This window comes from Citrobacter sp. wls706, assembly GCF_005281305.1.
Lineage (GTDB): Bacteria > Pseudomonadota > Gammaproteobacteria > Enterobacterales > Enterobacteriaceae > Citrobacter > Citrobacter werkmanii.
The window spans coordinates 199,302-225,872 of sequence record NZ_SZXG01000032.1 but is presented as its reverse complement, the minus strand read 5'-3'; the positions used below and the strand labels follow the sequence as shown (position 1 = coordinate 225,872).

The window sequence follows — 26,571 nt, the reverse complement described above, 5'->3', positions numbered from 1 at the left end:
ATCGAGACTGGCCTTTTTCTTTGAGTAGAATATTGCCCGGCGGGTCATTCCATCATTTTGCGCACCAGACGAGTGAACTGTTCGCGTTCTTCCTCGCTAAGTCTGCCCAGAAACTCATCATCCACGCGATCTCCCTGCGGGGTTGCGCTGACCAATAATGCTTCTCCTTGCGCAGTCAAATAAACAAACCGTCGACGCTTATCCGCGGGGTCGTGTTCCCTTCTGACCAGTCCACGCTTTTCCATCCGGCTCAGCATTTCTGCAAGCGTTGCTTTGGTACAGACCGCCGCCTCGGTCAGGGCGACCTGTTCAATACCGGGCTGTTCGGCAATAGCACGCATTACCGCGTACTGCGGTTTGGTTAGCTCTGGTAACTCATGTTGCCAGCGAGCCGTATGCTGCTGAAAAAGCTGACGTAAAAGGTGAAACGCTTTATTTCGTAACGGCATGAGAGCTCCGGGATTGCTGTCAGTCTCTATCATAACGGGTTACGCCTCCTTTTTTAATCATTGCTGTTTTAGCGATCCGTGCGCGGTGGCCTTGCCCACAATGAATTGTGGGAGTATTTTAATCAAAACGTTCGTACACGAACAAATTGAGGGGTTGAATGAGACTGATCGTAGGAATGACGGGGGCTACCGGCGCGCCGCTCGGTGTGTCGCTACTGCAGGCGCTGCGGGAAATGCCGGGGGTGGAAACCCATCTGGTGCTGTCAAAGTGGGCCAAAACGACCATTGAGCTGGAAACGCCGTACAGCGTCCGCGATGTATCCGCACTGGCAGACTATTGCCACAACCCGGCGGACCAGGCCGCGACCATCTCCTCCGGATCGTTTCGTACTGACGGCATGATCATTATCCCCTGCAGCATGAAAACGCTGGCCGGTATTCGCGCAGGTTACGCGGAAGGGCTGGTGGGGCGCGCCGCTGATGTAGTGCTGAAAGAAGGGCGCAAACTGGTGCTGGTTCCGCGTGAAATGCCGCTCAGCACTATTCATCTGGAAAACATGCTCGCGCTTTCTCGCATGGGCGTGACGATGGTCCCGCCAATGCCCGCGTTTTACAACCATCCGCAAACCGTTGATGACATCACGCAGCACATTGTCGCGCGCGTGCTCGACCAGTTTGGGCTTGAACACCCTAACGCCCGTCGTTGGCAGGGATTACGACAGGCGCAGAATTTTGCACAGGAGAACGAATAATGGCATTTGATGATTTGCGCAGCTTTTTGCAGGCGCTGGACGACCAGGGACAATTGCTGAAAATCAGTGAGGAAGTTAACGCCGAGCCGGATCTGGCGGCGGCGGCCAACGCGACCGGGCGTATTGGTGATGGCGCGCCTGCGCTGTGGTTTGACAATATTCGCGGTTTTACTGATGCCCGCGTGGCGATGAACACCATCGGTTCATGGCAGAATCACGCCATCTCTTTAGGTCTGCCGCCAAATACCCCGGTGAAAAAACAGATTGATGAGTTTATCCGTCGCTGGGATAAATTTCCGGTTGCCCCTGAACGCCGTGCGAACCCGGCATGGGCTGAAAATACCGTCGACGGCGAAGACATTAATCTTTTCGACATTCTGCCGCTGTTTCGCCTGAACGATGGCGACGGCGGTTTCTACCTGGATAAAGCCTGCGTGGTGTCGCGCGATCCGCTGGATCGGGACAACTTCGGCAAGCAGAACGTCGGCATCTACCGTATGGAAGTGAAGGGCAAACGCAAGCTTGGCCTGCAACCGGTGCCGATGCATGATATCGCGTTGCACCTGCATAAAGCGGAAGAGCGCGGTGAAGATCTGCCGATTGCCATCACGTTGGGTAATGATCCCATCATCACTTTGATGGGGGCCACGCCGCTGAAATACGATCAGTCTGAATACGAGATGGCGGGGGCGCTGCGTGAAAGTCCGTATCCGATCGCTACCGCGCCGCTGACCGGTTTTGACGTGCCGTGGGGCTCTGAAGTGATCCTCGAAGGGGTCATTGAAAGCCGTAAACGCGAAATCGAAGGTCCGTTCGGCGAGTTCACCGGCCACTATTCCGGTGGACGCAATATGACCGTGGTGCGTATCGATAAAGTCTCTTATCGCAGCAAACCGATTTTTGAATCACTCTATCTCGGTATGCCGTGGACCGAAATCGACTACCTGATGGGCCCGGCGACCTGCGTACCGCTTTATCAACAGCTGAAAGCCGAATTCCCGGAAGTGCAGGCGGTGAATGCCATGTACACCCACGGATTGCTGGCGATTATCTCCACCAAAAAACGCTACGGTGGTTTTGCCCGCGCGGTGGGTCTGCGTGCGATGACCACGCCGCACGGCCTGGGTTACGTGAAGATGGTGATCATGGTTGATGAAGACGTTGACCCGTTCAACCTGCCGCAGGTGATGTGGGCGCTCTCTTCGAAGGTCAATCCGGCGGGCGATCTGGTGCAACTGCCGAATATGTCGGTGCTGGAACTTGATCCGGGTTCCAGTCCGGCGGGGATTACTGACAAGCTCATCATCGATGCCACGACACCGGTTGCACCGGATAATCGAGGTCATTACAGCCAACCGGTATGCGATTTACCGGAAACAAAAGCCTGGGCTGAAAAGCTGACCGCCATGCTGGCCAACCGTAAATAAGGAGTAGCAGATGATTTGTCCACGTTGTGCCGATGAACATATTGAAGTGATGGCGAACTCGCCGGTCAAAGGTGTCTGGACCGTATATCAGTGTCAGCACTGTCTGTACACCTGGCGCAATACCGAGCCGTTGCGCCGTACCAGCCGCGAGCATTACCCGCAAGCGTTTCGCATGACGCAGAAAGATATCGACGACGCGCCAATGGTGCCGAGTATCCCGCCGCTGCTGGCGGAAGATAAGCGCTAATCAAAAATGCCGGGTACGGCTTCGCCTTACCCGGCCTATAATTGCTTAAATTCTTTTTTGCAACATGACAGCAAGGACATCATCAAAAATATGTCATTCTACCGGCGGGTCGTTTTATTATTTTTGCTGGGAATAAGTTCTGGCGCGCAAAGCGCATCACATGAACAAATTATGCAAATCTATAATAGCGAGTCCGTCGGCTCCGTTATTAAATGTCAGGCCCACATGGACGTTAAGAGTGGCGATGGCACAATTCCGATCCAGATTATGTCTGTAATGACGGTAACTGGTCGGAAATTTAATCATCTCTATTATAATAGCGAGATAACCTATTTACTCGTTAATGCAGCAAAACCCTATATGTATGTGTCTGTTTCGGTAGAAGGAAACATTCAAGAAGAGCAGCGAAAAATACGTACTGAGCTCGATCTTTCAACCCTGCGGGTCGATTTTCCTGGAAATCCTGAAATGGCAAATACTGTGCGTGAACTTTTCCGGGAACAACGCGTTACGTACGCTGATTATACAGATATTACCGTCAATGAACCGCCAAGCTATGCGGTAAGGCAATATAGCAAAGATTCTATTTCTGGCGTCATTCTCCAGAGTTGTACGCCGATGGCGCAACGCTGAGGAGGTGAACCTGACAGTATTCAGATATCTTTCCCAGCGGAAGTTTCCGGTGAGATTGTTCAGAATTATTACTTACTGACGAAATAGTATATGTTTCCCCAATAGCATCATGCTATCAGGGGGATATCAATTGTTTTTTTTAGCAAGAATATCGTCGATTTCCTTTTCAGTTATGGCATTTGCATCTTTTGCTTTATTTAACCAGAACATCGCTTTTTCTTTATCAATACCCTTTTCATCGAATCCCCAGGCATAGAACCTACCTAATGAAATCTGGGCTTCCGGAAGATTTTGCTGAGCTGCTTTTTCAAGCCAAATTTTTGCCTGAGGGAGATCTTTTTTGAAGCGATCATCTGATAAGAAAAGCGTACCATAATTATATTGACCTATACGGTAACCTTTCTCAGCGGCAAACTTAAGATGATATGCCGCCAGTTTAAAATTCTTATTATCGGCAGCAATAATTCCCAGGTTAGCATGGGCGATGGGATCGTTTTGTTCTGCTGCTTTTGTTAGCCAGAACGTTGCTTTATCAATATTGCGAAACGCTTCGGGGCCAAACTGATAGATGTTAGCGCAGTTAACCTGAGCCTGAAGTTGGCCTTGATTTGCGGCCTTTTCATACCAACTTATGGCTTTGCCATAATCCGGTGGTGTTTCATTGTCGCCATTATGGTATAACGTGCCCAAATAAAATTGTGCATCACTGTTGTTCTGTTCGGCGGCCAGATTAAACCAATAAAATGCTTTGTCGCGATTAATAATTCCGTTGATACCCTCTTTGTATGCAATACCTAGCATAAGCTGCGATTTGGTATCACCACTTTGTGCTTTTTCGATAATATTTTTTAGGTTTTCCTGTTTGGTTTGGGAATAGCGCTCTTCCGCTTGAATAAGATCATCAAGCGAAGGAGACGATTTTGCATAGCAGGTAATTGAAAGTTGAAAAATTAATGTTATAAATAAAAATATCCTTTTCATAAATACCTTGAATAATTACGGTGGTGGACTGAATTTATTATACTCTCCTGTATTAAATAAAAAATAGGATGCGATATCCCAGCAGGCAAAAATTGCCTACTGGGATATAATTTTTACACCAGACTCTTCAACCGGTAGATCCACTCCAGCGCCTGGCGAGGCGTGAGTGAATCCGGATCGAGGTTTTCCAGCGCTTCAACGGCGGGTGACGTTTCTTCCGCAACCGACAGCAGCGACATCTGCGTTCCATCGACCTGGGTTGCGGCAACATTCGGCGCGATGCTTTCAAGTTCACGCAGTTTTTGCCGCGCGCGTTTGATCACCTCTTTCGGCACACCAGCCAGGGCTGCTACCGCCAGGCCATAGCTTTTGCTCGCCGCACCATCCTGTACGCTGTGCATAAAGGCGATGGTATCGCCATGCTCTAACGCGTCCAGATGTACATTCGCGACGCCTTCCATCTTCTCCGGTAACTGAGTCAGTTCGAAGTAGTGGGTCGCGAACAATGTTAATGCTTTGATTTTATTAGCCAGGTTTTCTGCACACGCCCATGCCAGCGACAGGCCGTCGTAGGTTGAAGTGCCGCGTCCAATCTCATCCATCAGCACCAGGCTGTTCTCGGTAGCATTATGCAGAATATTGGCGGTTTCGGTCATCTCAACCATGAAGGTGGAACGACCGGATGCCAGATCATCCGCCGCACCTACGCGAGTAAAGATACGGTCGATAGGCCCTATCTCGACTTTTTGTGCCGGAACATAGCTGCCGATATAAGCCAGTAGCGCAATCAACGCGGTCTGGCGCATATAGGTACTTTTACCCCCCATGTTCGGCCCGGTAATGATCAGCATCCGGCGCTGTGGGGATAGGTTGAGCGGGTTGGCGATAAACGGCTCTGTCAGTACCTGCTCCACCACCGGATGACGCCCCTCGGTAATACGAATACCAGGTTTATCGGTAAAGGTCGGACAGGTGTAATTCAACGTATAAGCACGTTCTGCCAGGTTGACCAGGACGTCCAGTTCCGCCAGCGCGCTGGCGCTCTGTTGTAAATCAGCCAGATGCGGCAGCAGCATATCGAACAGCTCGTCGTATAGCTGTTTTTCCAGTGCCAGCGCCTTACCTTTGGAAGTCAGAACTTTATCTTCATACTCTTTCAGCTCTGGAATGATGTAGCGTTCTGCGTTTTTCAATGTCTGGCGACGCACGTAATTAATGGGCGCCAGATGGCTCTGTCCACGACTGATCTGAATGTAGTATCCGTGAACGGCGTTGAATCCGACTTTCAGCGTATCGAGACCCGTGCGTTCGCGTTCGCGGATCTCCAGTCTGTCGAGGTAGTCGGTTGCGCCATCAGCCAGCGCTCGCCACTCGTCCAGCTCTTCGTTATAGCCAGGCGCGATGACGCCGCCGTCGCGTACCAGCACCGGTGGAGCTTCCACCACGGCGCGTTCCAGCAGTTCACGCAGCTCCGCAAATTCACCCATTTTCTCACGCAGCATCTGCACCGGGGCGCTGTCTACGTTTTCCAGTTGCGCACGTAGTTCAGGGAGTTGCTGGAAAGCGTGACGCATGCGGGCCAGATCGCGCGGGCGCGCGGTACGCAGCGCGAGACGAGCCAGAATGCGTTCCAGATCGCCCACCTGACGCAGCACAGGTTGCAATTCGCTGGTGGTGTCCTGTAGCGCGCCGATGGTCTGTTGGCGCTCGGTGAGGATTTTGGTGTCGCGGACCGGCATATGCAGCCAGCGCTTGAGCATACGGCTGCCCATCGGTGTTACGGTGCAGTCGAGTACCGAAGCCAATGTGTTTTCAACGCCGCCCGCCAGGTTCTGGGTGATCTCCAGATTGCGGCGCGTGGCGGCATCCATAATGATGCTGTCCTGTTGACGCTCCATAGTGATGGAACGAATATGCGGCAGCGAGGTGCGCTGGGTATCTTTCACATATTGCAGCAGACAGCCGGCAGCGCATAACCCGCGTGGGGCGTTCTCAACGCCAAAGCCAATCAGGTCTCGTGTGCCAAACTGCAGGTTTAATTGCTGACGGGCAGTATCAATTTCAAATTCCCACAGCGGACGACGGCGCAGGCCGCGACGTCCTTCAATCAGTGAGGTTTCTGCGAAATCTTCGGCATACAGCAGTTCAGCCGGGTTAGTACGCTGCAGTTCGGCGGCCATGGTCTCGCGGTCGGCAGGCTCGCTAACGCGAAAACGCCCGGAGCTGATGTCCAGCGTGGCATAACCGTAGCCTTTACTGTCTTGCCAGACGGCAGCCAGCAGGTTGTCCTGGCGCTCCTGTAACAGCGCCTCATCACTGATGGTGCCAGGCGTGACAATACGTACCACTTTACGCTCAACTGGACCTTTGCTGGTGGCTGGATCGCCAATCTGTTCGCAAATAGCGACGGATTCCCCCTGATTGACCAGCTTGGCGAGGTAGTTTTCTACCGCATGGTGGGGAATACCCGCCATTGGAATGGGCTCGCCTGCGGATGCGCCGCGCTTAGTCAGGGAGATATCAAGCAGCTGAGACGCGCGTTTCGCATCGTCATAAAACAGTTCGTAAAAGTCGCCCATGCGGTAAAACAGCAGTATTTCCGGGTGCTGAGCCTTCAGCTTGAGATACTGCTGCATCATGGGGGTGTGGGCGTCGAGATTATCGATTGTACTCATGGAGTTGTGTCCAGTTCCCTGATTTTCAATGGATTGCGATATTCTTGTTTTCGTTGTTATCACATAAGAGACACATGATAACGGAGATATGCTTTTCAGGGAAAGCGGGGAAGGATGACTTCTCGATCCAGGTTCCGCTCCGGGGCGAATCAGACGATGACAATGTATTCTGGGGAGGGGGGAACGATAAATTCATCCACGGACATTCCCCCGTAGGTTTGGCCGCCAGAACGCTTACTTATTATTCATTTTGCGGCAACGCATAATTCTGGCAGTACAGGTAAGGGATCCCTTCTTTGGTAATCAGATACGTCTTGCTATTTAGCGCAAAATAATCGACGTTGGATACGCTGGTATTGGTCAGGAAAAAGTCGGGGAGCAGTTCCTGAATAAGGCTGGCGGGGGCCGTTTCGCGATTGGATATTTGTATTTTCTGTGAAATCCAGACCGGACTTGAGCCGTAGCTGGATTGTGTAAACAGGACCATGCGTTGCACGGTTTGCTCATTATTTCTGGCATCTTTGATGATGCCATCAACATTCACAATGCCTTTACTCCCGCCGATTTTAATATCAATAATCCCACGAAATGAGCTTGTATTACGTACTATTTCGATGGCTGAACGACAGGTCAGATTATGAAGTTCACCTGTGTTTTTATTGAACCGATAGACGGCAGTAACCATGAGCGCAGCAAAACAGATCAGCAGGATAACACCTGTCTGGATGCGGGATGTTCGGGGATATAAATTCATTAGCTATCATACCGGGGGTAATAAACCGACTGACAGGCGTTTTCTTGCCTGGCTTTCATCGGTGAGTGACATACAAGCACTGACAATTTCTTTGACTCAGGGTAGGTCGTAATATAGATGAATTTATTGCTCTGACACAGCCCTGGATTTTTGTCGACAAACGCCGTATGCCGGGAGAAATTACTGGCATCGTTATTAAAATAATACTGACAGTCAGTTGGCGTTTTGCTGGCCTTGATATAGTCGGAAAAATAATCATCGCTGGCCTGCCAGGGGTATAATATCAGCGCGCAAATTATAAGCGTCAGCGTCGCCATGATTATTTCTGCGGTGGTGAACAAAGATTGACGCGGTGTCCCAGGCAGCAGTTCCTCTGTAACGGTATCCGGGGCTACGGACTCTTCACCTGAAGAAGAGATACTCTCTGGCGTCTCAATCGCCTGAATGTCAAACGACTCCTGAATAATCAGCCCCTTACGAGGGATTGTTGTGATCAGTGGTTGTTCCAGATCCAGCTGCTGCAAACTTTTACGTAGGGAGAGAATGCTTTGATAAAAGGCATTGAAACTAACCTGACGATGATTTTTACCCCAGCCGAACTCCAGTAGTTCATTTTGTGAAACCACCTGACCGCGATGCTGAATAAGTAATAAAAGACATAATGAGGCTGAGTGTTTGAGTTTTATCTGCTGATTGGGTTGAGCTACTCGCGCCAGAGATTGTGTGTCTGGCGTAAATATGATTCTATTTTCAATCAGATAACTGACATTGCCAGTCTCAGACATAGTTTCTCTACTCTTAATGGTGCGCCAGGCGGTTGGTAAGTCATGATACCACTTAGCCCATAATAGCTACCAGCATGGACCCGATCCTACAACGAAGATCGCGAAGTGTTTCAAATTAGTATCATAATATACTAACAATGATAACTTTTTAATTGAAATAAAGTGAATATAAATCAATTGGTTGTGTCTTTTTGGCTATGCTGCAAAGAAGAGAAAGATGAAAGAGTGACCGCAAAGATGATTGCCATTAATTCTTTATGGACAGCGCAATATACTGCCTGACGCCACCACGCGAAAACATCATGTCTCTGAACGCGTCACGGCACCAGGGAATGCCGGTGGTAGATGTAGAGAAAGGATAAATGTCAGCCTGCTTGAAGGCTGACATTTATTTTGATGCTAAGTGAATTTTGATAAAACCATAATTTGCGGTAGAGAGTCCCATGTTCCAGAAAGAAATTGAAAATGCTGTAGTACTTGTGGGTGATGAAATGAAGAAGTCAGAGAATGCCTGGCTGTCGTTACGCAAAAAACGCCAGCGTATTGATCTGAAGGTTGATGGAAATATCTTGTTTCTGGAGAAAGGGACCGTCTCTGTTTATCGTGTGGAAAATGACTTAGTCACCGTGAGTATTTCTGCTCCGGCCATACTCGGTTTGCCGCAAATGCGTACTGAAGTCGCCGGGCACTATTTACGTTGCGATACCGATTGCGAAATGTGGGCGATGAGCGTGCAGAATGCAGATCATATGTTTACCGCTAAAAACTTATGGAAGCAGGCGTTTGATATCTTAACGCATCACCTGCAACGCTATTTTCAGCGTGAAGCGTTGCAGTCCCATCGCACCATTCGTGAGCAGATTATTGAACACGTAAAATATATTTGGTCGATGGAACCTGAGGTGCGTGAGAAAACGTCCGTATACACCTTTATTTTGACCCGTAATCATATCTCTCGCAGCGCCATCCACAAGGTTTTACAGGAACTGGTTAATGACGGGAAAATCACATTAAACCGGGGAAAACTTTCCTTCTGTACTCCGTTATAAATTTATGCGCTCCCTGACATGATGAAAGGGAGCGCAGGCGATTAACGTTCTCTGAGCGCCTCCGCGCGAGCGCGAATAATCGGTTTTAACAGATAGCTGAGAATCGTTTTCTTGCCAGTGAGAATATCGACGCTAGCTATCATGCCGGGGATTACCAGCATCGGATGTTCTTTCGTTCCCAGGTAGTTTTTGTCCGTTTGCAGGCGAACAATATAAAAGCTTCGCCCCTGTTTATCGGTGACGGTGTCCGGACTTATCTGCACCACTTCGCCTTGCAGACCGCCATAGATGGTGTAATCGTAGGCCGTAAATTTCACCATTGCATGCTGGCCCGGATGAAGAAAGGCAATATCGCGCGGCTGTATTTTGGCTTCGATTAACAGCTTGTCATCCAGCGGAACGATTTCTACCAGATCGCTGCCAGGCTGTATGACGCCGCCGATAGTATTCACCATCACCTGCTGAACGATACCCCGCACCGGTGAGGTGACCATCGTCCGGTTCACCCGGTCTTCCAGCGCTTTAACGCTGGCCTGTGCCTTGCTCAGGTTCGTGCGCGCCTCGTTGAGTTGCGCCAGCGCATCGCTCTGGAAACGGCCACGGCTTTCACCGATTTTATTCTCAATTTCGTTAATTTCTGATGCGGCCTTGGGCAGCGACAGGCTAATAGAATTGAGCTGCCCGGCGGTTTCCACTTCGGTACGACGCAGACGCAGTAGTTCAACTTTTGAAATGGCGCCCGAGGCGAGCAGCGGCTCGGACATTTTGATTTCCTGACGTATTAGCCCAAGGCTGTGCTTGAACTGATCTTGCTTAGATTCAAAATCGCGCAGCTCCTGTTTTTTCTGCACCAGTTGTTCTTCCAGCCCGGATATTTCGTTATGAAACTGCTCCCGGCGGCTGTTGTACAGTTCGGTTTCTCCCCGTGCGACATCCGGCGCTTTGCTGGCAATCTCTGGCGAAATAACAAAGTCCTGGTTTTCAACCTCCGCCGTCAGACGTTCAACCTTTGCACGCAAGCCGAGTTTATCCGCTTCTGTTTCGCCGACGTTAGAGGCAAAGCGCGTGTCATCCAGGTGCAGTAACGGTGTTCCGGCGTTAACGATTTGCCCTTCATGCACATACAGCTCGGTGACGATCCCCCCTTCCAGGTTCTGGATTTTTTGCAGTTTGGATGAAGGGATCGCTTTACCTTCCCCGCGGGTGACTTCATCGATTTTCGCAAAGCCAGCCCACACGAAAGACAACACCACCAGCGCGAGGATCGTCCACAGCGTCAGTCGAATCACTCTCGGGGAGTCATCAATAATGGCCTGGCTGACTTCATTGATACTGTCAGTTTGATTTTCATCACGGCCATGAAAGTAGTGCTGCATAGCACGGCTGGCACGAGCCAGGAAATCAGCGAGATGCATTAATCTGCCCCTTTTTCAACGCATCCATCACCACCGCTTTCGGGCCATCCGCGATGATGCGTCCTTTATCGACAATAATCAGGCGGTCAACCAGCGATAGCATGGAAGCGCGGTGCGTAACCAGTAATAACGTTTTGCCTGCGATGCAGGGGAGCAGCGCGTGTTTGATCTTCTCCTCGCTGGTGTTGTCCATCGAGCTGGTGGGTTCATCCAGTAACAGAAGAGGCGGATCCAGCAAAAGCGCGCGTGCAAGCGCCACCGCCTGCCGCTGCCCGCCGGAAAGTCGGGAGCCGCGCTCGCCAACCTGCAGGTTGTAGCCGTCTGGATGCAAGCGCGCAAAATCGTTGACGCCCGCCAGTTCTGCCGCCCGCAGCATGGTTTCGTCATCGATATAACGCGCCCCGCACAGCAAATTGTCGCGTAGCGTGCCATTGAACAACTGGATATCCTGCGGCACGTAGCCGATGCTGTGGCGCAGATCGTTCACATCCAACTGACGAGAATCGATACCGTCGATCAGAATATTACCGGCGCTGGGTTGGTACAGATTGACCAGCAGTTTGCTGAGCGAACTTTTACCGGAACCACTGCGTCCGATGATGCCGATTCGTTCCCCTGGCTGAATGGTCAGATTGATTTTTTGCAGCGACAGGTTCTGTTGTTCCGGGTAGCTGAAATCGACATCGCGAAATTCTATGCTGCCCTGTAGCTGCTCACGTTTGAGCGGATTTTCATCCGCGCGACGCTCCTGCGCCAGCGACATCATTTTCTCGGTATTTTTGATGGTGAGCTTCGCCTGTTGATAGCGGGCGATAAGGCCGGTTAACTGACCCAGCGGCATTAATGCCCGGCCGTTGAGCATGTAGCAGGCGATAAGTCCCCCCATACTCAGTTTGCCGCCGATAATCATGTACACCCCGACGATAATCATCACCACCCCGGAGATTTGCTGGAACCAGCCGGTCAGGTTGCTCGCCAGGCTGGACAACGTTTTCACCCGTAACTCCAGGCGACTCAGGCTGCCCAGCGTTTGTTCCCACTGATACTGGCGCTCGCTCTGGGCATTATTCACTTTGATGGCATCCAGACTGCTCAGGGTTTCAATCAGCAATGCCTGGCGTTCGCTGGCGAGACTCATGGTTTTAGTGACTGCCGCGTTGACCGGTTTTTGTAACGCCCAACTGCACAACAAAGCAATCGGCAGCGTCAGGACCGGGATCCAGGCCAGCGCTCCGCCAATAATCCCGATGACGATCAGCAGCAGCAGGGTGAAGGGCAGATCGATAATCGTCGTCAGCGTAAGTGATGAGAGGAAATCGCGCAGTGACTGAAACTCGTGAATATTCTGCGCAAAGCTGCCCACCCGCGCCGGACGTTCTTTCATCTCCATGCCGATAATGCGCTCAAACAGGGTCGAGGAGATGATGAGATCGCTTTTTTTACCCGCAATATCAAGGCAGATACCGCGCAGCATTTTCAATATCAGATCAAAAACAAAAGCCAGGCAGATACCGACCGCCAACACCCACAGCGTGACCGTTGCCTGGTTAGGTACGACCCGGTCATAGACGTTCATGGTGAAGAGCGGCGTGCCGAGAGCAATCAGGTTGATCAGCAGGCTAGCCAGCACCGCATCCATATACAGGAAACGTGACAGCTTCAGCGTGTCTTTAAACCAGGATTTGGTACGTGGCAGAAAAGCTTCCGCCTGCAAATCGAATTCGTGACGAGGGTGGGCGAAAATGACCTTCCCGGCATAATTCTGCTCAAGCGTGACGCTGTCGAGCCGAATTTCCCCACCTTCGCTTTCGCTGGGCATAAAGCGGGCGCTGCCGTCATCGTTCCATGCCAGTAATACTCCGGTTCCGCCAGAACGCAGTAACAGGACCGCAGGCAGAGACATGACCGGAATTTTATCGAGTGCGCGCGTGACAACCCGCGCCTTTAAACCGGCCCTTGCCGCCGCGCGTGGAAATATATTCAGCGTGAGCCGATCGTTTTCTAATGGCAACCCACTGCTTAATGTTGAACGACTCGCCGGTTTACCGTGTAATGCACACAGAATGAGTAAGCTATCTAATAGCGGATCGTCATTATAACTGCGGGGATCGTGATGTTGAGAATTAGGGCAGGCATAATTCCCGGATACTTCATTTAATAATTCAGCTTGTGCACTCATTTTCGCAACCATTTCTGACCGTGCACGTTGAAATAATAGCAAGCTAATTATCAGCGTGCAGGTCAGAGATTTATTTTGGATTAATAATTATTAATGCAGATCCGGTAAGCTATTTTCTTCTTGTGAATCCACCGGTTGTCCTGATGGCGGCGGTGTGATTTTTAGAATATTCATTAATTCACCCGTGCGTTCGCTAATACGGTAGCCGCTGGTCATCGCCAGATAACGCAGTTCAACAAGGCGACGTTTAGAAGAAAAAACTTCATTTTCACTGTCGAGCAAATCCAGCAGCGTACGTTCGCCAAGACTGAATTGATCCTGATAAGCGGTGCGCACTTTGACGCTACGGTCGGCATATTCTTCCGCTGAAGGAAGCTGAGCGCGTGCGTTTTGTAACGCCGTCCAGGCCAGGCTCAGCTCCTGATTTAGCTGGCGTAGCGTGTTATTGCGTACGTCCTGCGCCTGTTTATGCAGATACGCGCGGGAGTTCATATTGGCTTTGTCGCTGCCGCCCTGGTACAGGTTGTAATGCAGTTTTACCATCGCTTCCCACTCTTCAGTATGGGCGCGGGTGGTGTCGGTGTTATTACTAATCCCGCGGGAAAGCTCAACGTCCACGCGCGGATAGAAGGTAGATTTCGAAGCCTCATACTGCTGATGCGCGGCTTCGATATCCGCATTGGCGGATTTCAGTAATGGGCTGTTTTTTTCCATCCGACTTTTGGCGTCTTCCAGCGAGGTGGGTAACTGAGAGTCAATACTCTCGGGCAGGCTTAAACCTTGCGGATCCATGCCTGTCACGCTGACAAAGGTGGTTTTCGCGTCTTCAAGATTCGTCTGCTCGGTCAGCAAGTTATTACGCGCCTGCGCCAGACGCGCTTCGGCTTGCATAAAGTCCCCGGAGCGCCCAACACCCTGATCGGTACGCAGTTTTATCTGGTCGTAAATGCGTTCGTGGTTCGCCAGATCCTCCTCAGCAAGGCGAACAAACTCTTCGCGTTGTAGCACGTCGAAATAGGCCTGAATGACCGCATAAGCGGTGCTTTCGCTGGTGTTCATCACGCTCCAGGCGCGCGAGTCAACGGTCGCTTTTTGCCGTGCAACTTCGCTGGAGGTGGCAAAGCCATTAAACACATTTTGCTCAAGACTCAGCGTCGCTTCGTTAGGTGACTGGGTCAGACCGTTATTACGTCCTGCCGCGCGAGTCGTTGCATCATCAACATTTTTACGCCCAGCTTCAGCATTTAAATTGAGTGAGGGTAAATAGCCACCTTGAGCGGCCCGCAGTTCTTGCTCTGAAGAATAACGGCTATTTATTGCGGCATTAACTTCAGGATGATTAGCTAAAGCGTTTTTAACGGTATTTTGTAAGTCTTCTGCATTTACTGAGGATATTGAAAAGCATGAAAGCAGAAAAACTAAAAACTTCTTCATGACATGAATGCCTTATATGACACGGTTATGACATCCTGCTGTCGTCGCTATCATCCATTTTTACAAACACGTTATATTAATTAACAAAGGTAAATTGTCTTAATTGAAGCTTGTGGTCAGCTATTCTCAGACATGTTTTGTCACATCGTGTTTTATTTTTGGTTATTTTTTATTATATTCATTTGCCAGTCAAGTCTCATGTAATTGCATTCTTTAAAATGTGTTTTTTTCTACATTGAGATATTAATGTTTACATTAAATGAATGTGATATTTGTTCGTTAATATATTAACGATTTTATAAAAATAATGATGGTAATTAAGTGAGGTTACGGTGAGCAAATTACTCGGTGTGATCAAAGCAATCATTGGGCAGGTATACGTTGTTGATGCTAATGGCACACAACGACTTGTTCATGAAGGCGACAGGGTATATAGCGGTGAGGAAATTGTGACCGGCGCCAGCGGCGCGGTGAGTCTCTCTTTACCAGACGGGAAGACGCTGGATATTGGCCGTAACAGCCATTGGGGTGAGCACGGGCTACAGGTCAACCATAATCCGGAGCATGATGCCCAGGATATTGCCGCCGTACAAAAAGCCATTGCCGACGGCGCTGACCCGACGCAGGTGTTGGAAGCCACCGCGGCGGGTAATGACGCGCCGGTACAGCTTGAGGGCGGTGGCGGTGGTCACACCCTGGTTCAGCTTGAATTAACCGGACAGGTGGTTGATCCTACGGCGGGTTTTAATACAAAAGGTCTCGGCAGCCCGAACTGGGATATCAACTTGCCAGTTGGGGGAGCAGGCTCGGCGAGCGTTTTCCCGCCTGAAGTACAAATTACCGAGTTTGCCGGCAATGACGGTTTTATTAACAAAAGTGAATTCCACCAGACACATTTAAGCGGCACCAGTAATCAAAATCACGTCACGCTTACCTTCACCGATAGCCAAAAAAACACATTCACCGTTGAGGTTCCGGTGAATAACGGTCACTGGAATATTAATACCGATCTGGGCGGATTAGTGCCAGGAAATGTCACCGTAGTGGCAATAGCGACCGATGTCACAGGACGAACGGCAGAAAGTGTCGATCATGCGCTGATTGATATTACCGGACCAGACATCAACATTAGCGTTGAAAGCGTCACGCCGGATAACCTCATTAACTACGCCGAGTCCCGCCAGCCGCAGACGATGATCCATGGATCTGTTGGTGGTGATGCCCGACCAGGCGATCTCGTTACCTTATTGGTTGATGGTAAAGAATATACCGGCGTCGTTACTGACCCGGGCAATGGCGCTCTGATTTATACCATTCCGGTACAGACTCAGGGGTTGCTGAACGACCCGAATATTCACGCCACGCTGACCTCTTTCGACGATGCCGGAAATCGCACGACGGTTTCTACCGATCATCATGTTGATACTGATTTATCCGCGCAAAACGCCGTGACTATTGAAGTGGTGGCGAATGATGATGTCGTCAATGCCAATGAGTTTCGTATGCCGACCGTCATTTCTGGCGTCGCCAGCGGCGATGCGCAAGCGGGCGACCCGGTCACGCTGACCCTTCAGGGCAAAGAATATCATGGCACGGTTTTCGAAGATCATGGGCAGCTACGCTATGAGATCGTGGTGCCTTCAGCCACCCTGAAAGAGGGCGCGAATGAGGTGCAGGTGACGCTGGTTAGCCATGACGATGTGGGTAATGAAGCCATTGCCGTGACGCACCGTACCGTGGTACTGGACACCCAGGCGCACAACGCCCTGACGATTGATGACGTCACCGACGATAACACCCTGAACCGCGCTGAACTGTTTGCGCGCAACCAGCTTATCTCCGGAACCGTTAGCGGCGAAGACGCGAAGGTGGGTGACCCGGTACAACTGGAGCTTAACGGTCACCAGTACAGCGGTCAGGTGATCGCTCTTGGCAACAATACGCTGGGCTACCGTATTGCGGTTAACGCTTCCGACTTTGCCAATAACAGCATTCCGGTTGATGGGAACGTGGAAGTGAAGGTCACGGTTACCTCCCACGATGCGGCGGGAAACCTGGCGATCGCCACCGGCACCCACAGCGTGCACATTGATAATCTTGCGACCAATCAGGTCAACATTGACGCGGTGGCAACGGATGATGTGGTCAACGCGATTGAACACCGCATGACCACGCTGATTAGCGGTGTGGCAGGCGGTGATGCCAGAGCGGGCGATGCGGTCACCGTCAGCGTACAGGGGCAAAACTATGCCGGAACGGTGGTCAATGATAACGGTCAGTTGCGCTATGAAGTGGCATTACCGAAAGGAACGCTGCTGGAAGGTAAAAACGATGTGGTGGTCACGCTGGTCAGCCACGATGCGGCGGGTAACGAAGTCACCGCGCTCGCGCACCGTACCGTCACGCTCGACACTCAGGCGCATAACTCGCTGACAATCAATGATGTAGATCGTGATAACACCCTGAATCGTAGCGAGCTTTACACACGTAACCAGGTGATCTCCGGCACCATTGGCAGCAATGACGATGCTAAACCTGGCGATCCGGTACAACTGGAGATCAACGGTCACCAGTACCGCGGGGAGGTTATAGATTTAGGCCACAATGCGCTGGGCTACCGTATCACGGTAAACACCGCAGACTTTGCTGACAACAGCGTGCCGGTCGACGGTAACGTGGACGTGAAGGTCACGGTCACCTCTCATGATGCGGCGGGTAACCTGGCGATCGCCACCGACACACACAGCGTCCACATTGATAACGTTGCCACCAATCAGGTCAGCATCGATGCTGTGGCGACGGACGATGTGGTCAACGCCATTGAAAACCGTATGGTAACGCTAATTAGCGGGGAAGCCGGTGGTGATGCTAAAGCGGGCGATGCGGTCACCGTCAGCGTCCATGGGCAAAACTATGCCGGAACAATCGTTGATGATAACGGGCAGCTGCGCTACGAAATCGCGTTGCCGAAGACGGCCTTGCAGGAAGGTAAAAACGACGTAGTGGTGACGTTGGTCAGTCATGACTCGGTGGGAAATGAAGCCACCGCGCTGGCACATCGCACCATCACGTTAGACACGCAGGCGCATAATACTATCCGCATACATGACCTCACTGCAGACAATGCGCTGAATTACCAGGAACTGCTTGCGGCTAAACAGACGATTACCGGTTTTGTTGGCGGTGAGGATGCGAAGGTCAACGATCCGGTCTTACTGGAGATAAATGGTCATCAGTACAGCGGTAAGGTGGTTGATTTCGGCCGCGGTAAGCTGGGTTATCGCATCGATGTGGACTCTTCTGCATTTGCCGATAACAACGGCCATGTTCTGACGAATGTGAATATTACCGCGATGGTTACCTCTCATGATGCGGCGGGAAACCTGGCCATCGCCACCGATACGCATAAAGTTCATATCGATAACTATGCGGAAAACACGCTCAAAATTGATGCGGTAGCGACGGACAATGTGGTGAATGCCAACGAAAATCGCATGCCCACCATTGTGAGTATCGTGGCGGGGGGCGATGCCAGAGTTGGCGATGGGGTGACCATCAGCGTACGAGGACAGGACTTTAGCGGCAAGGTGATCAACGATAATGGTCAGTTGCGCTACGCAGTGGTTTTGCCGCATGGAACTCTGCATGAAGGTAAGAATGCGGTGGTCGCAACACTGCTCAGCCATGACGCGCTGGGCAACGCAGTGACCAGTGAATCGCACCGTATTATCACCCTCGATACGGATGCGCATAACGCTATCTCATTGGATAACATTGCCACGGACAATGTCATCAATTACCAGGAACTGTCTGCGGCGACACAGCGCATTACGGGCATTGTCGAGGGGGAAGATGCGAAGGTCGGCGACCCGATCCAACTGGTGGTTAATGGTCATCAGTACGAGAGTCAGGTCATTGACCTTGGTCAGGGGAAGCTGGGTTACCGCATTGATGTGGACTCATCAGCGTTTGCAAACAACAGCGTTCATGTGCTGACGGATGTCGACGTGCACGTCACGGTTACCTCGCATGATGCGGCGGGTAACCTTGCCATCGCGACTGACAGTCATAAAGTGCATATCGATAACTTTGCTAAAAACGTGGTGACGACCGCAGTGGTGGCGTCCGATGACGTGGTAAACGCCATTGAAAACCGCATGCCGACGCTGATTAGCGGTATCGCGAAAGGTCTGGATGCCAAAGCGGGTGACGCGGTGACTGTTCACGTGCAGGGGCAAAATCAGGACTTTAGCGGCACGGTGGTTAACGATCACGGCGTTCTGCGCTACGAAGTGTTTGTTCCAACGGGTGTGCTGCAGGAAGGCAGCAACGACGTAATGGTCACGCTGGTCAGCCACGACGCTGCGGGCAATCAGGCGGTTGCGGTGGAGCATAGAACCGTCACGCTGGATACTCAGGCGCACAGCACCGTGGCTATTGATAAGGTTACTGACGACAACAACCTTAACCACCAGGAGCTGGATACGCCGATGCAGCTCATCAGCGGCAAGGTGGGAGGAGACGCGCAGCCTGGCGATGCGGTGATCGTTGAGATCAATCACCAGACGTTTAACGGCAAGGTCATCGACCTTGGCGGCGGACATCTGGGCTATCAAGTCCCCGTTGATTCAACGGCGTTCAGTGATAATAAGGGGCCCCAGGATAAGAATGTGTCCGTTAAGGTCACGGTTACCTCTCACGATGCGGTGGAAAATGAGGTGATTACCACCGCAACCCGTGTGGTGCATATTGATAATCATGCCGGGGCGGGAATCACCGTTGATACGGTAGCGGGCGATGACAAGCTCAACGGCGCGGAAGCAGCAAAACATCTCACTGAGGTGATGGGCACGGTGTCCGGCGATGTACACGCGGGCGCTAAAGTTCAGGTCATCGTCAACGGTCATACCTACGAAACAACCGCGCAGGCACTCCCGGAACATAACAATGCGCTGGGATATAAGCTGGACGTTCTGAGCCGCGATCTGGTCAAAGACCCGCATATCGTGGCCCGCGTAGTCGGCGAAGATAATGTGCATAATTTCCAGCAAGCGGAGATAACGCACGACCTGCTGGTTGATTTACATGCCAAAGCCATGCTGACGATTGATCCCGTCACTGGTGACAATATGATTAATGGCGATGAATCAAAACAACCATTCACGTATGTGACCGGGAAAGTGGCTGGGGATGTTCATGTAAATGACGTCGTTTATCTCACCGTGAATGGCCACGTCCTGACGGGGAAAGTGGGTGATACTGGAGGTGGAGTTCTCGGCTATAGCATTAAAGTCAGTACCGCCGATCTTATCTCCGATCCGCATCTGACCGCGACGGTCAGCACCACCGATGGCGCGGGCAACCCGGCGACGGCCAATGCAGAAACCACAGTGATTATCGATACCCGTGTCGATGCGCAGATAACCATTGATGCCGTGACGCCGGATAATACTCTGAACCTTGCTGAGCAGATGCATGGCTATACGATGGTGAGCGGGACGGTGAGCGGGGAAGTTCACCCCGGCGATCCGCTGGTTATGACCATCAACGGCCATACCTATTCCGGTGTGGTGGAGGATCGCGGTAATCAACAAATGGGATTCCACGTTCCCGTTGCGACGGCCGATCTGGTTGCCGATCCGCATATCAGCGTCATCATGGATATCACGGACGATGCCCTGAACCATGCGCAAATTACAGCGCATCATACGGTTACGCTGGACGCGCAAGCGCTGGCCTCAATCACCATCGATCCGGTAACGGGCGACGATGTATTGAATAAGATCGAATTGGGGCAAACCACGACGATCGTCAGCGGTACGGTGGGCGGTGATGCCAGGGTTAATGATGTGGTGCACCTGAATATCGGCGGCCATATGGTTGATGCGACGGTGACGAACCTGCCAAATCTGGGAATCCTGGGGTATTCCACTGATGTTGATACCCAGTGGCTGCAAAACGATCCGCATATCACCGCAACCATCACTACCACTGATGCGGCAGGAAATAACGCCACGGCAGATGCGCACAGCACCGTGATTATCGACGACCAGATTGACGCGATTGTTCATATCGATCCGATCGTCACTGGCAGTGGTGATGCGGTGATTAACCACGACGAAGCCCTTAAGCCGCAAACGACGGTTACGGGTACGGTGGGAGGCGATGTCAAAATCGGTGATACGGTTGAACTCACCATCAACCATCAGATCTACTATGCGCAGGTGGAAGATCACGGCGGCCAGCGGGCTTTCAGCACTAAGGTGTCGACTCTGGATCTACTAATGGATCCGCATATTCATGCCGAAGTGACGGCCAAAGATGACGCCGGCAATATTGCACACGGGCACGATGACATGCCGGTGCTGGTTGATACCGTTGCCGATGCCGGGATCACGATTGATAAGGCTTCCACTGGTTTACCGCCAGGTCAGACGGTCGCGAATAATCTGCTTCCTGGCTCCAGACCTGACTTTATCTCTGTATCCGGACATGTAGACCCCGATGCTATTTCGGGGGACACGATAACCATTACTGTCGGTCACGGAGTTGTCTATACCACCCATGTTGTGACTCTGGCTGATGGCACACTCGGTTACCAGGCAAACATTGGTACCGGTGATCTTGACGATAATGGCAATATTTTGGTTGCCATCACTACTCATGATAATCATGGCAATACAGCCACGGCGACGGAGCATAAATTTATCGATCTGCCCTGGTTACACCATACGGCAGTAATCGGCAATACCCCGTACGGATTCACTACGCCACCTGCGATCACTGTCCCCACCACGGGGACGGGAACCACGCAACCTCACCAACCGACCGTGCATCTTACCGTTGATAAGGTGGCGGGCGATGACGTTCTCAACCACGATGAAGCGCAGAAAGCAACGACGGCAATCCGTGGTCTGGTCAGCGGCGACGTTCAGTCCGGGGACGAAGTGATTGTCACCATCAATCATGTGCAGTACACCGGGCATGTTATGAGCATTCCGACGATGCCGGGACAGCTGGCATACGAAGTGGATGTGCCAACGAATGAACTGCAGGCGCACCCGATGTTTGATGTCTCTATCACGGCTGGGGCAGCGACAGATACGGTGCAGAAAACCATCACCGTCGATACGGATAACCTGCTGCAGATAACGATGGATAAGATCGCCGGTGATGATGTTATCAATGCTGCTGAGGCGCAAAGCGGGAAAACGACCGTCAGCGGCACGGTCAGCGGCGAAGGGATCCACGATGGCAGCGTGGTGAGTCTGCAGGTCAATGGCAATACGCTAACTGCAGTCGTGCATGATGATAAACATGGTCACCTGGTCTGGTCGACGAAGGTCAGTATCAACGATCTGCACAATAACCCGGATATTATCGCGACGGTCATGGCGACGGATGATAATGGCAATCAGGGGAGCGCCTCTGCCAGCAGCCATGTCGTGGTCGATCTGAGCGCTAATGCTGGCGTGACGATAGATAACATTGCCGGTGACAATGTGCTGAACGCGCGGGAATCGCTGCAACCTAAGATGACAGTAACGGGGTCGGTATCCGGAGATGTGCACCCCGGCGATAAGGTGACGCTGACGGTTAACGGAAACCCTTATGCGGCGACTGTCGATAATAACCATCACTACTGCGTCGATATTTACACCAAAGACCTGCTGGCCGATCGCACGATTGTCGCGACAGTCTCAGGATATGACGATCACGGCAACGTGCAGCCTGCCAGCTTCACGCAGGGCTATGCGATTGATAAGTCGGCAAGCGGCAGCGTGACCATCAACACCGTCGGCGGCGACGATATTATCAATGCTGATGAAGTGAAAGCCGGAAGCGTAGAGGTGAGTGGTACGGTGGATGGCGACGTGCATCTCGGTGATAAAGTCGCCATTCTCGTCGATGGCGTCACAGTACATACGCGTGTCATTGAGCTGCCGCATATGAACGGGCAACTGGGCTATAAAGCGATGGTGAGTACGGTCGGGCTGCAAAATGACCCGAATATTCACGTCAGCGTAGAAGGGCAGGATTCGGCGTTGAACCCAATGCATGCCGTAAACGACAAAACGGTCACTATCGATACGCAGGTTGATGCCAGCATCGTGCTGGATAAGGTGTCAGTCGATGATGTGCTGAATAACGAGGAAACTCAGCATGCGAAAACCACCATCAGCGGTTATGTGACCGGGGATGTGGATGTTGGCGATCGGGTGACCATCACGGTTAACGGTAAAGATCTGGTGGCTGATGTGAAAAACAGCGGCGGACAGAAGGTATTTAGCGTAGATGCCAGTACGGTTGACCTGATTCACGATCAAAAGATAACCGCTCACGTCACCGCCCATGATGATGCAGGTAACCGTGATGAGATCCAGACCGATAAGACCATCACTATCGACAGGACCGCTGCAGGAACGATGGATATTGATAGCGTCACCCAGGATAACGTCCTGAATCATCAGGAACTCCAGGGAACGATGGTGAGAGTAACCGGGCATCTTGGCGGCGATGTGGATGTATGGGATTCGATCAAATTAAAGATTGGTGGTCATGAATATACAGGTTCGGTAGATACGTTGGGGAATGGTGAGCGGGTTTATCATGTCGATGTAGACAGCGATGTGATGAAAGCGAACACCGCGTTCTCGGTTGAGGTCAACGGTCATGATGCGCCAGGTAACCCGTACTCAAAGACAACGTCCCACACCTATGCAGTGGATCAACAGGCAGACGCCACGCTTATCGTGGATAAACTCACCGGTGATAACCACATCTCACGTGCGGAAGCACAGGGGGCTATCACCCATATCACCGGCAGCGTGAGCGGTGATGTGCATGATGGGGAGCATATTAAAGCGCTGGTAAATGGGCATCAGTACGATGCGATTCTTCATCAGGGCAATAATGGGCTGACCTATGACATTGAGGCCGAGACCTCAGCGTTCCGGGCAGGCCATAACCGCGTAAGCGTATTGGTTGAGGCGCATGATGACCACGGCAATATTACGCCGTATACGCAAACGCTGAATGTGACGATGGACGATCCGGCACCACACAAAGGGCATACGGCGGATAAAGGAAATCATGCCGTGATGCAGCATGCGCTGCACAACCTGTTCGACGACAACGCATTATCTCTGTCTTATGCGCCAGCCGCGACCGGACACGGGCAGGCAACTGCCGTGTTGAGCGCTGACGATAAGGCGAAGGCCGTGCTCGATAAAGTCGATCTCAGCGATCTGGCGCGTGAACTGCACGAAGGCGTGGATATTGCGAAGTACATTCAAAGCGGCGGCGATCATCATCAGATCGCCAGTCCGGCGAAGGTCGCGCATGGCATTGATACTGCGCTGTCTACTCATGCAAGCGGCGATCTGCATTCTGCGACCTACTCGTTGGATCACCTGATAGCCAAACCCGATCACAACCCGACTCACTAACCGTTGCTTGCTGCCCTGTGCGAACAGGGCAGCGGCATCAGGGTATACGAAATGAAAGACACTGATATGAATTCTGGACCACACGCGCAGGCAGCAGGCGCTGGTAAAAATGCTGAAAATGACACCCAACAGACGTTAGAGATGCTGCAAAAAAGCGACCTGGAGATGGTCCGCGTGCTCGACGATCTGATTTACCTGCTGATCCGTAAAGGCGTGATTGCCATTACCGATCTTCCGCCGATGGCGCAGGTTAAATTAATGAATCGCGCGAACGCGCGTCAGGAACTCGGTGGACTGGAACAACTGCTTGGTAGTGATGACCGTATTTTTTAGCTGATGCAGGCAGCCGGCTTGTAGGCCGGATAAGCGAAGCGCCGTCCGGCGATATACTGGCTGCCTGCTGTTATCACAACGGCGCGGGTTCACCTAATAATTGACCCATTGCGCCATCAATCCCTAACTCCTGCAGTACCTTAAGCTCGCCTTGTGTTTCAACACGTTCGGCAATCAGCGGCAAATCAATACTGCGCGTGGCGCTGCACAACACTTCAATAAACAAACGTTTATCGTTCTCTTCATCAATATTACGGATATAGCTGCTGTCGATTTTCAGATAAGCAAGCCCCCACTGCGACAGATGACCGATCATGTTGAAGCGACTGCCGAAGTGTTGCAGACCGAGCGCGCAGCGATGCTGGCCTACGGCTTTGACAAATGCCGCCATCTGATGTGGCCCAGGAAGCTGATTTTCATCCAGCTCCAGAATCAACTGATGGGCTAATTTTGGTGAATAGCGCAGCGGATTGAGCAGGTCAGCAATGGCGTTCGCGCTGGCGACAGAACTGCCTGAAATACTCAGCGCTAATTTCCCCGGCGCAGTTTTTAGTTGGTTCAGCGTCAGTTTCAGCATCACTTTATCGAGGCGATGGCTCCAGCCAAAGCGGTGGATCCACGGCAGGAAACGACCGGCGGTAATGGTATTGCCCTGTTCGTCAATAATGCGCGACAGCACTTTGTAATGCAGGATTTTGTCGGGCGAGCGGCAATCCACAACGGGTTGATAAACCAACTGAAATTGCTGATTTTCCAGCGCATGCTCGAGGCGAACAAACCACAAATGCTGATCTTCGGTAGCCGCTGGCACCTCGGTGGTGGGTACCACCTGATGGTCGGTATGTGTTTCTGCTTCCACCAGCAGGCGATCGGCCTGGATCAGCAATGACTGCGCGTTATCTCCGGCGCTGAATGGCACCATGCTGGTATAGGCGACCGGCTGTTGGTCTGACATACCGGTGGCATAAAAGGCCGTCAGTTTCTGACACAGCGAATTGCCCATGTCCAGCATTTCACCGTGCGTAACCCCCGGACATAGCAGGGCGAACTCGCCGCCGCGAATGCGGGCGAGGGTGCTGTCGAGAGAGGCATATTTTTCTTTATGCGCGTCCAGCAGGTTAGCGATGTTGAGCAACAGCTTATCGGTATGCGGTCCGCCAAAACGCTGATTCAGACCGCCTAAATCCTGAACGCGAACCAGCATCAGATACCCTGGCGCCGTATCGGCATCACTTAGCCGCGCCTGAAACTGCATATCGAACGCGCGGCGGTTAGCAATTCCGGTCTGGCTGTCGAGATAAGCTTCATTGTGCAGACGTTCGCTATAGACAGCTTGCTCTTCAAATAACGACTTGAGCTTTGCTGCCATCAAATTCATGGCGTTAACGACACGGCGTAATTCCGGCGTTTTTGGCAGTTCCTGTAGCGTCAGAAACTCGCGGCGGGCAATGGCTTCTGATTGTTTTGCCAGATAATTGAGCGGGCGCAGCAGTTTGCGCAGCAGCAGAATGCCAGCGATTAAACAGGCGAGACTACAGGACAGCATCCACAACAGATTGCCTAAGGTGTTGTCCCACAGACGCTGTACGGCAAAGATCGGATCGCTGGTCACTTCTACGCGAGCGGCCTGCTGCCAGCCGCGCATAATGGTCGCCTCGCCGGTTTGCGGAGTTACATCCACCAGATTAACAAACCAGCCGGGAACATCGGGAATCGACGCCGCCGCGCGGCGCTCAAGCATCGTTTTACCGTTTTGCAGATCGACAATACGGATTTTTTTGTAGTAACCGCTGTCGAAAATGGAGCTCACCATTAGCTCGATCATCGCCGGATCGTTGACGTTGGGCGTCAGCGAAACGCCCAGCGCAGTTGCTGCATCCTGGGCATGTGAAAGGAGTTGGTTATTGGACTGATCGCGAGAGCTTTCTAACGTCACGATAAAATTGCCGCTAAACACAACCATCATAAAGAGAGAGATTGTCAGGAGTAACTGTTTAAAAAGAGACACA

Annotated in this window: 16 protein-coding genes; 7 read left to right on the top strand and 9 right to left on the bottom strand. The window is 51.8% G+C overall.

Annotation, left to right across the window (positions count from 1 at the left end; translation table 11 throughout):
- Positions 1-44: 44 nt before the first annotated feature.
- Positions 45-449 (bottom strand): MarR family transcriptional regulator, encoded by a 405-nt coding sequence (locus FDW92_RS14350; RefSeq protein WP_137400651.1) that lies wholly within the window; start codon positions 447-449, stop codon positions 45-47.
- Between the two features lie 158 nt (positions 450-607).
- On the opposite strand from FDW92_RS14350, the gene FDW92_RS14345 reads away from it, so the two are divergent.
- The 4 genes from FDW92_RS14345 to FDW92_RS14330 are packed head-to-tail and all read left to right on the top strand — an operon-like array spanning position 608 to position 3,508.
- A complete protein-coding gene (locus FDW92_RS14345; protein WP_042310669.1) occupies positions 608-1,201 on the top strand; it encodes a non-oxidative hydroxyarylic acid decarboxylases subunit B in 594 nt (197 codons plus the stop codon).
- Positions 1,201-2,628 carry a non-oxidative hydroxyarylic acid decarboxylases subunit C gene (locus FDW92_RS14340; RefSeq protein ID WP_038633134.1) on the top strand — a complete coding sequence of 476 codons (1,428 nt, stop codon included), beginning with the start codon at positions 1,201-1,203 and terminating at the stop codon, positions 2,626-2,628. Before FDW92_RS14345 ends, FDW92_RS14340 begins: the two co-directional genes overlap by 1 nt.
- 10 nt (positions 2,629-2,638) lie before the next feature.
- Positions 2,639-2,875, top strand: coding sequence for a non-oxidative hydroxyarylic acid decarboxylases subunit D (locus FDW92_RS14335; protein ID WP_038633131.1), 237 nt, complete (start codon positions 2,639-2,641; stop codon positions 2,873-2,875).
- A 6-nt stretch (positions 2,876-2,881) separates the two neighbouring features.
- Positions 2,882-3,508 (top strand): hypothetical protein, encoded by a 627-nt coding sequence (locus FDW92_RS14330; RefSeq protein WP_042310668.1) that lies wholly within the window; start codon positions 2,882-2,884, stop codon positions 3,506-3,508.
- Positions 3,509-3,634: 126 nt separating this feature from the next.
- On the opposite strand, the gene FDW92_RS14325 is transcribed toward FDW92_RS14330, so the two are convergent.
- From FDW92_RS14325 to FDW92_RS14310, 4 genes are all read right to left on the bottom strand, one after another.
- A complete protein-coding gene (locus tag FDW92_RS14325) occupies positions 3,635-4,489 on the bottom strand; it encodes a tetratricopeptide repeat protein (RefSeq protein ID WP_042310665.1) in 855 nt (284 codons plus the stop codon).
- A 113-nt stretch (positions 4,490-4,602) separates the two neighbouring features.
- Entirely contained in the window at positions 4,603-7,164 is a 2,562-nt protein-coding gene (gene mutS, locus FDW92_RS14320; protein WP_042310663.1) for a DNA mismatch repair protein MutS, read from the bottom strand.
- 241 nt (positions 7,165-7,405) lie between these two features.
- On the bottom strand, positions 7,406-7,918 hold the full coding sequence (locus FDW92_RS14315; protein ID WP_042310661.1) for a hypothetical protein: 513 nt from the start codon (positions 7,916-7,918) through the stop codon (positions 7,406-7,408).
- Positions 7,918-8,703 (bottom strand): winged helix-turn-helix domain-containing protein, encoded by a 786-nt coding sequence (locus FDW92_RS14310; RefSeq protein ID WP_042310660.1) that lies wholly within the window; start codon positions 8,701-8,703, stop codon positions 7,918-7,920. Before FDW92_RS14310 ends, FDW92_RS14315 begins: the two co-directional genes overlap by 1 nt.
- 443 nt (positions 8,704-9,146) lie before the next feature.
- Here FDW92_RS14310 and FDW92_RS14305 point away from each other — a divergent pair, with 443 nt between their 5' ends.
- Positions 9,147-9,752 (top strand): helix-turn-helix domain-containing protein, encoded by a 606-nt coding sequence (locus FDW92_RS14305; RefSeq protein WP_042310657.1) that lies wholly within the window; start codon positions 9,147-9,149, stop codon positions 9,750-9,752.
- Positions 9,753-9,793: 41 nt separating this feature from the next.
- Here FDW92_RS14305 and FDW92_RS14300 read toward each other — a convergent pair whose 3' ends face one another.
- The 3 genes from FDW92_RS14300 to FDW92_RS14290 form a co-directional block, all read right to left on the bottom strand.
- On the bottom strand, positions 9,794-11,128 hold the full coding sequence (locus tag FDW92_RS14300; protein WP_042311154.1) for an HlyD family type I secretion periplasmic adaptor subunit: 1,335 nt from the start codon (positions 11,126-11,128) through the stop codon (positions 9,794-9,796).
- 25 nt (positions 11,129-11,153) lie between these two features.
- Complete coding sequence (locus tag FDW92_RS14295) at positions 11,154-13,346, bottom strand: type I secretion system permease/ATPase (protein ID WP_042310656.1); 2,193 nt, start codon at positions 13,344-13,346, stop codon at positions 11,154-11,156.
- A gap of 90 nt (positions 13,347-13,436) precedes the next feature.
- Positions 13,437-14,780 carry a TolC family outer membrane protein gene (locus FDW92_RS14290; RefSeq protein ID WP_042310654.1) on the bottom strand — a complete coding sequence of 448 codons (1,344 nt, stop codon included), beginning with the start codon at positions 14,778-14,780 and terminating at the stop codon, positions 13,437-13,439.
- A 332-nt stretch (positions 14,781-15,112) separates the two neighbouring features.
- On the opposite strand from FDW92_RS14290, the gene FDW92_RS14285 reads away from it, so the two are divergent.
- Both FDW92_RS14285 and FDW92_RS14280 read left to right on the top strand, forming a co-directional pair.
- Positions 15,113-24,229, top strand: coding sequence for a retention module-containing protein (locus FDW92_RS14285; protein WP_042310652.1), 9,117 nt, complete (start codon positions 15,113-15,115; stop codon positions 24,227-24,229).
- A 51-nt stretch (positions 24,230-24,280) separates the two neighbouring features.
- Positions 24,281-24,562 (top strand): hypothetical protein, encoded by a 282-nt coding sequence (locus tag FDW92_RS14280; RefSeq protein ID WP_087856250.1) that lies wholly within the window; start codon positions 24,281-24,283, stop codon positions 24,560-24,562.
- Between the two features lie 73 nt (positions 24,563-24,635).
- Here FDW92_RS14280 and FDW92_RS14275 read toward each other — a convergent pair whose 3' ends face one another.
- Complete coding sequence (locus FDW92_RS14275) at positions 24,636-26,570, bottom strand: EAL domain-containing protein (RefSeq protein ID WP_042310650.1); 1,935 nt, start codon at positions 26,568-26,570, stop codon at positions 24,636-24,638.
- Between the last annotated feature and the right edge of the window lies 1 nt (position 26,571).

Bases quoted from the DNA above. Each gene is read 5' to 3' on its own strand.
- mutS (WP_042310663.1), bottom strand. From the start codon at position 7,164: ATGAGTACAATCGATAATCTCGACGCCCACACCCCCATGATGCAGCAG.
- FDW92_RS14295 (WP_042310656.1), bottom strand. From the start codon at position 13,346: ATGAGTGCACAAGCTGAATTATTAAATGAAGTATCCGGGAATTATGCC.
- FDW92_RS14315 (WP_042310661.1), bottom strand. From the start codon at position 7,918: ATGAATTTATATCCCCGAACATCCCGCATCCAGACAGGTGTTATCCTG.
- FDW92_RS14325 (WP_042310665.1), bottom strand. From the start codon at position 4,489: ATGAAAAGGATATTTTTATTTATAACATTAATTTTTCAACTTTCAATT.
- FDW92_RS14340 (WP_038633134.1), top strand. From the start codon at position 1,201: ATGGCATTTGATGATTTGCGCAGCTTTTTGCAGGCGCTGGACGACCAG.
- FDW92_RS14305 (WP_042310657.1), top strand. From the start codon at position 9,147: ATGTTCCAGAAAGAAATTGAAAATGCTGTAGTACTTGTGGGTGATGAA.
- FDW92_RS14290 (WP_042310654.1), bottom strand. From the start codon at position 14,780: ATGAAGAAGTTTTTAGTTTTTCTGCTTTCATGCTTTTCAATATCCTCA.
- FDW92_RS14330 (WP_042310668.1), top strand. From the start codon at position 2,882: ATGCCGGGTACGGCTTCGCCTTACCCGGCCTATAATTGCTTAAATTCT.
- FDW92_RS14300 (WP_042311154.1), bottom strand. From the start codon at position 11,128: ATGCAGCACTACTTTCATGGCCGTGATGAAAATCAAACTGACAGTATC.
- FDW92_RS14345 (WP_042310669.1), top strand. From the start codon at position 608: ATGAGACTGATCGTAGGAATGACGGGGGCTACCGGCGCGCCGCTCGGT.
- FDW92_RS14310 (WP_042310660.1), bottom strand. From the start codon at position 8,703: ATGTCTGAGACTGGCAATGTCAGTTATCTGATTGAAAATAGAATCATA.
- FDW92_RS14335 (WP_038633131.1), top strand. From the start codon at position 2,639: ATGATTTGTCCACGTTGTGCCGATGAACATATTGAAGTGATGGCGAAC.
- FDW92_RS14350 (WP_137400651.1), bottom strand. From the start codon at position 449: ATGCCGTTACGAAATAAAGCGTTTCACCTTTTACGTCAGCTTTTTCAG.
- FDW92_RS14280 (WP_087856250.1), top strand. From the start codon at position 24,281: ATGAAAGACACTGATATGAATTCTGGACCACACGCGCAGGCAGCAGGC.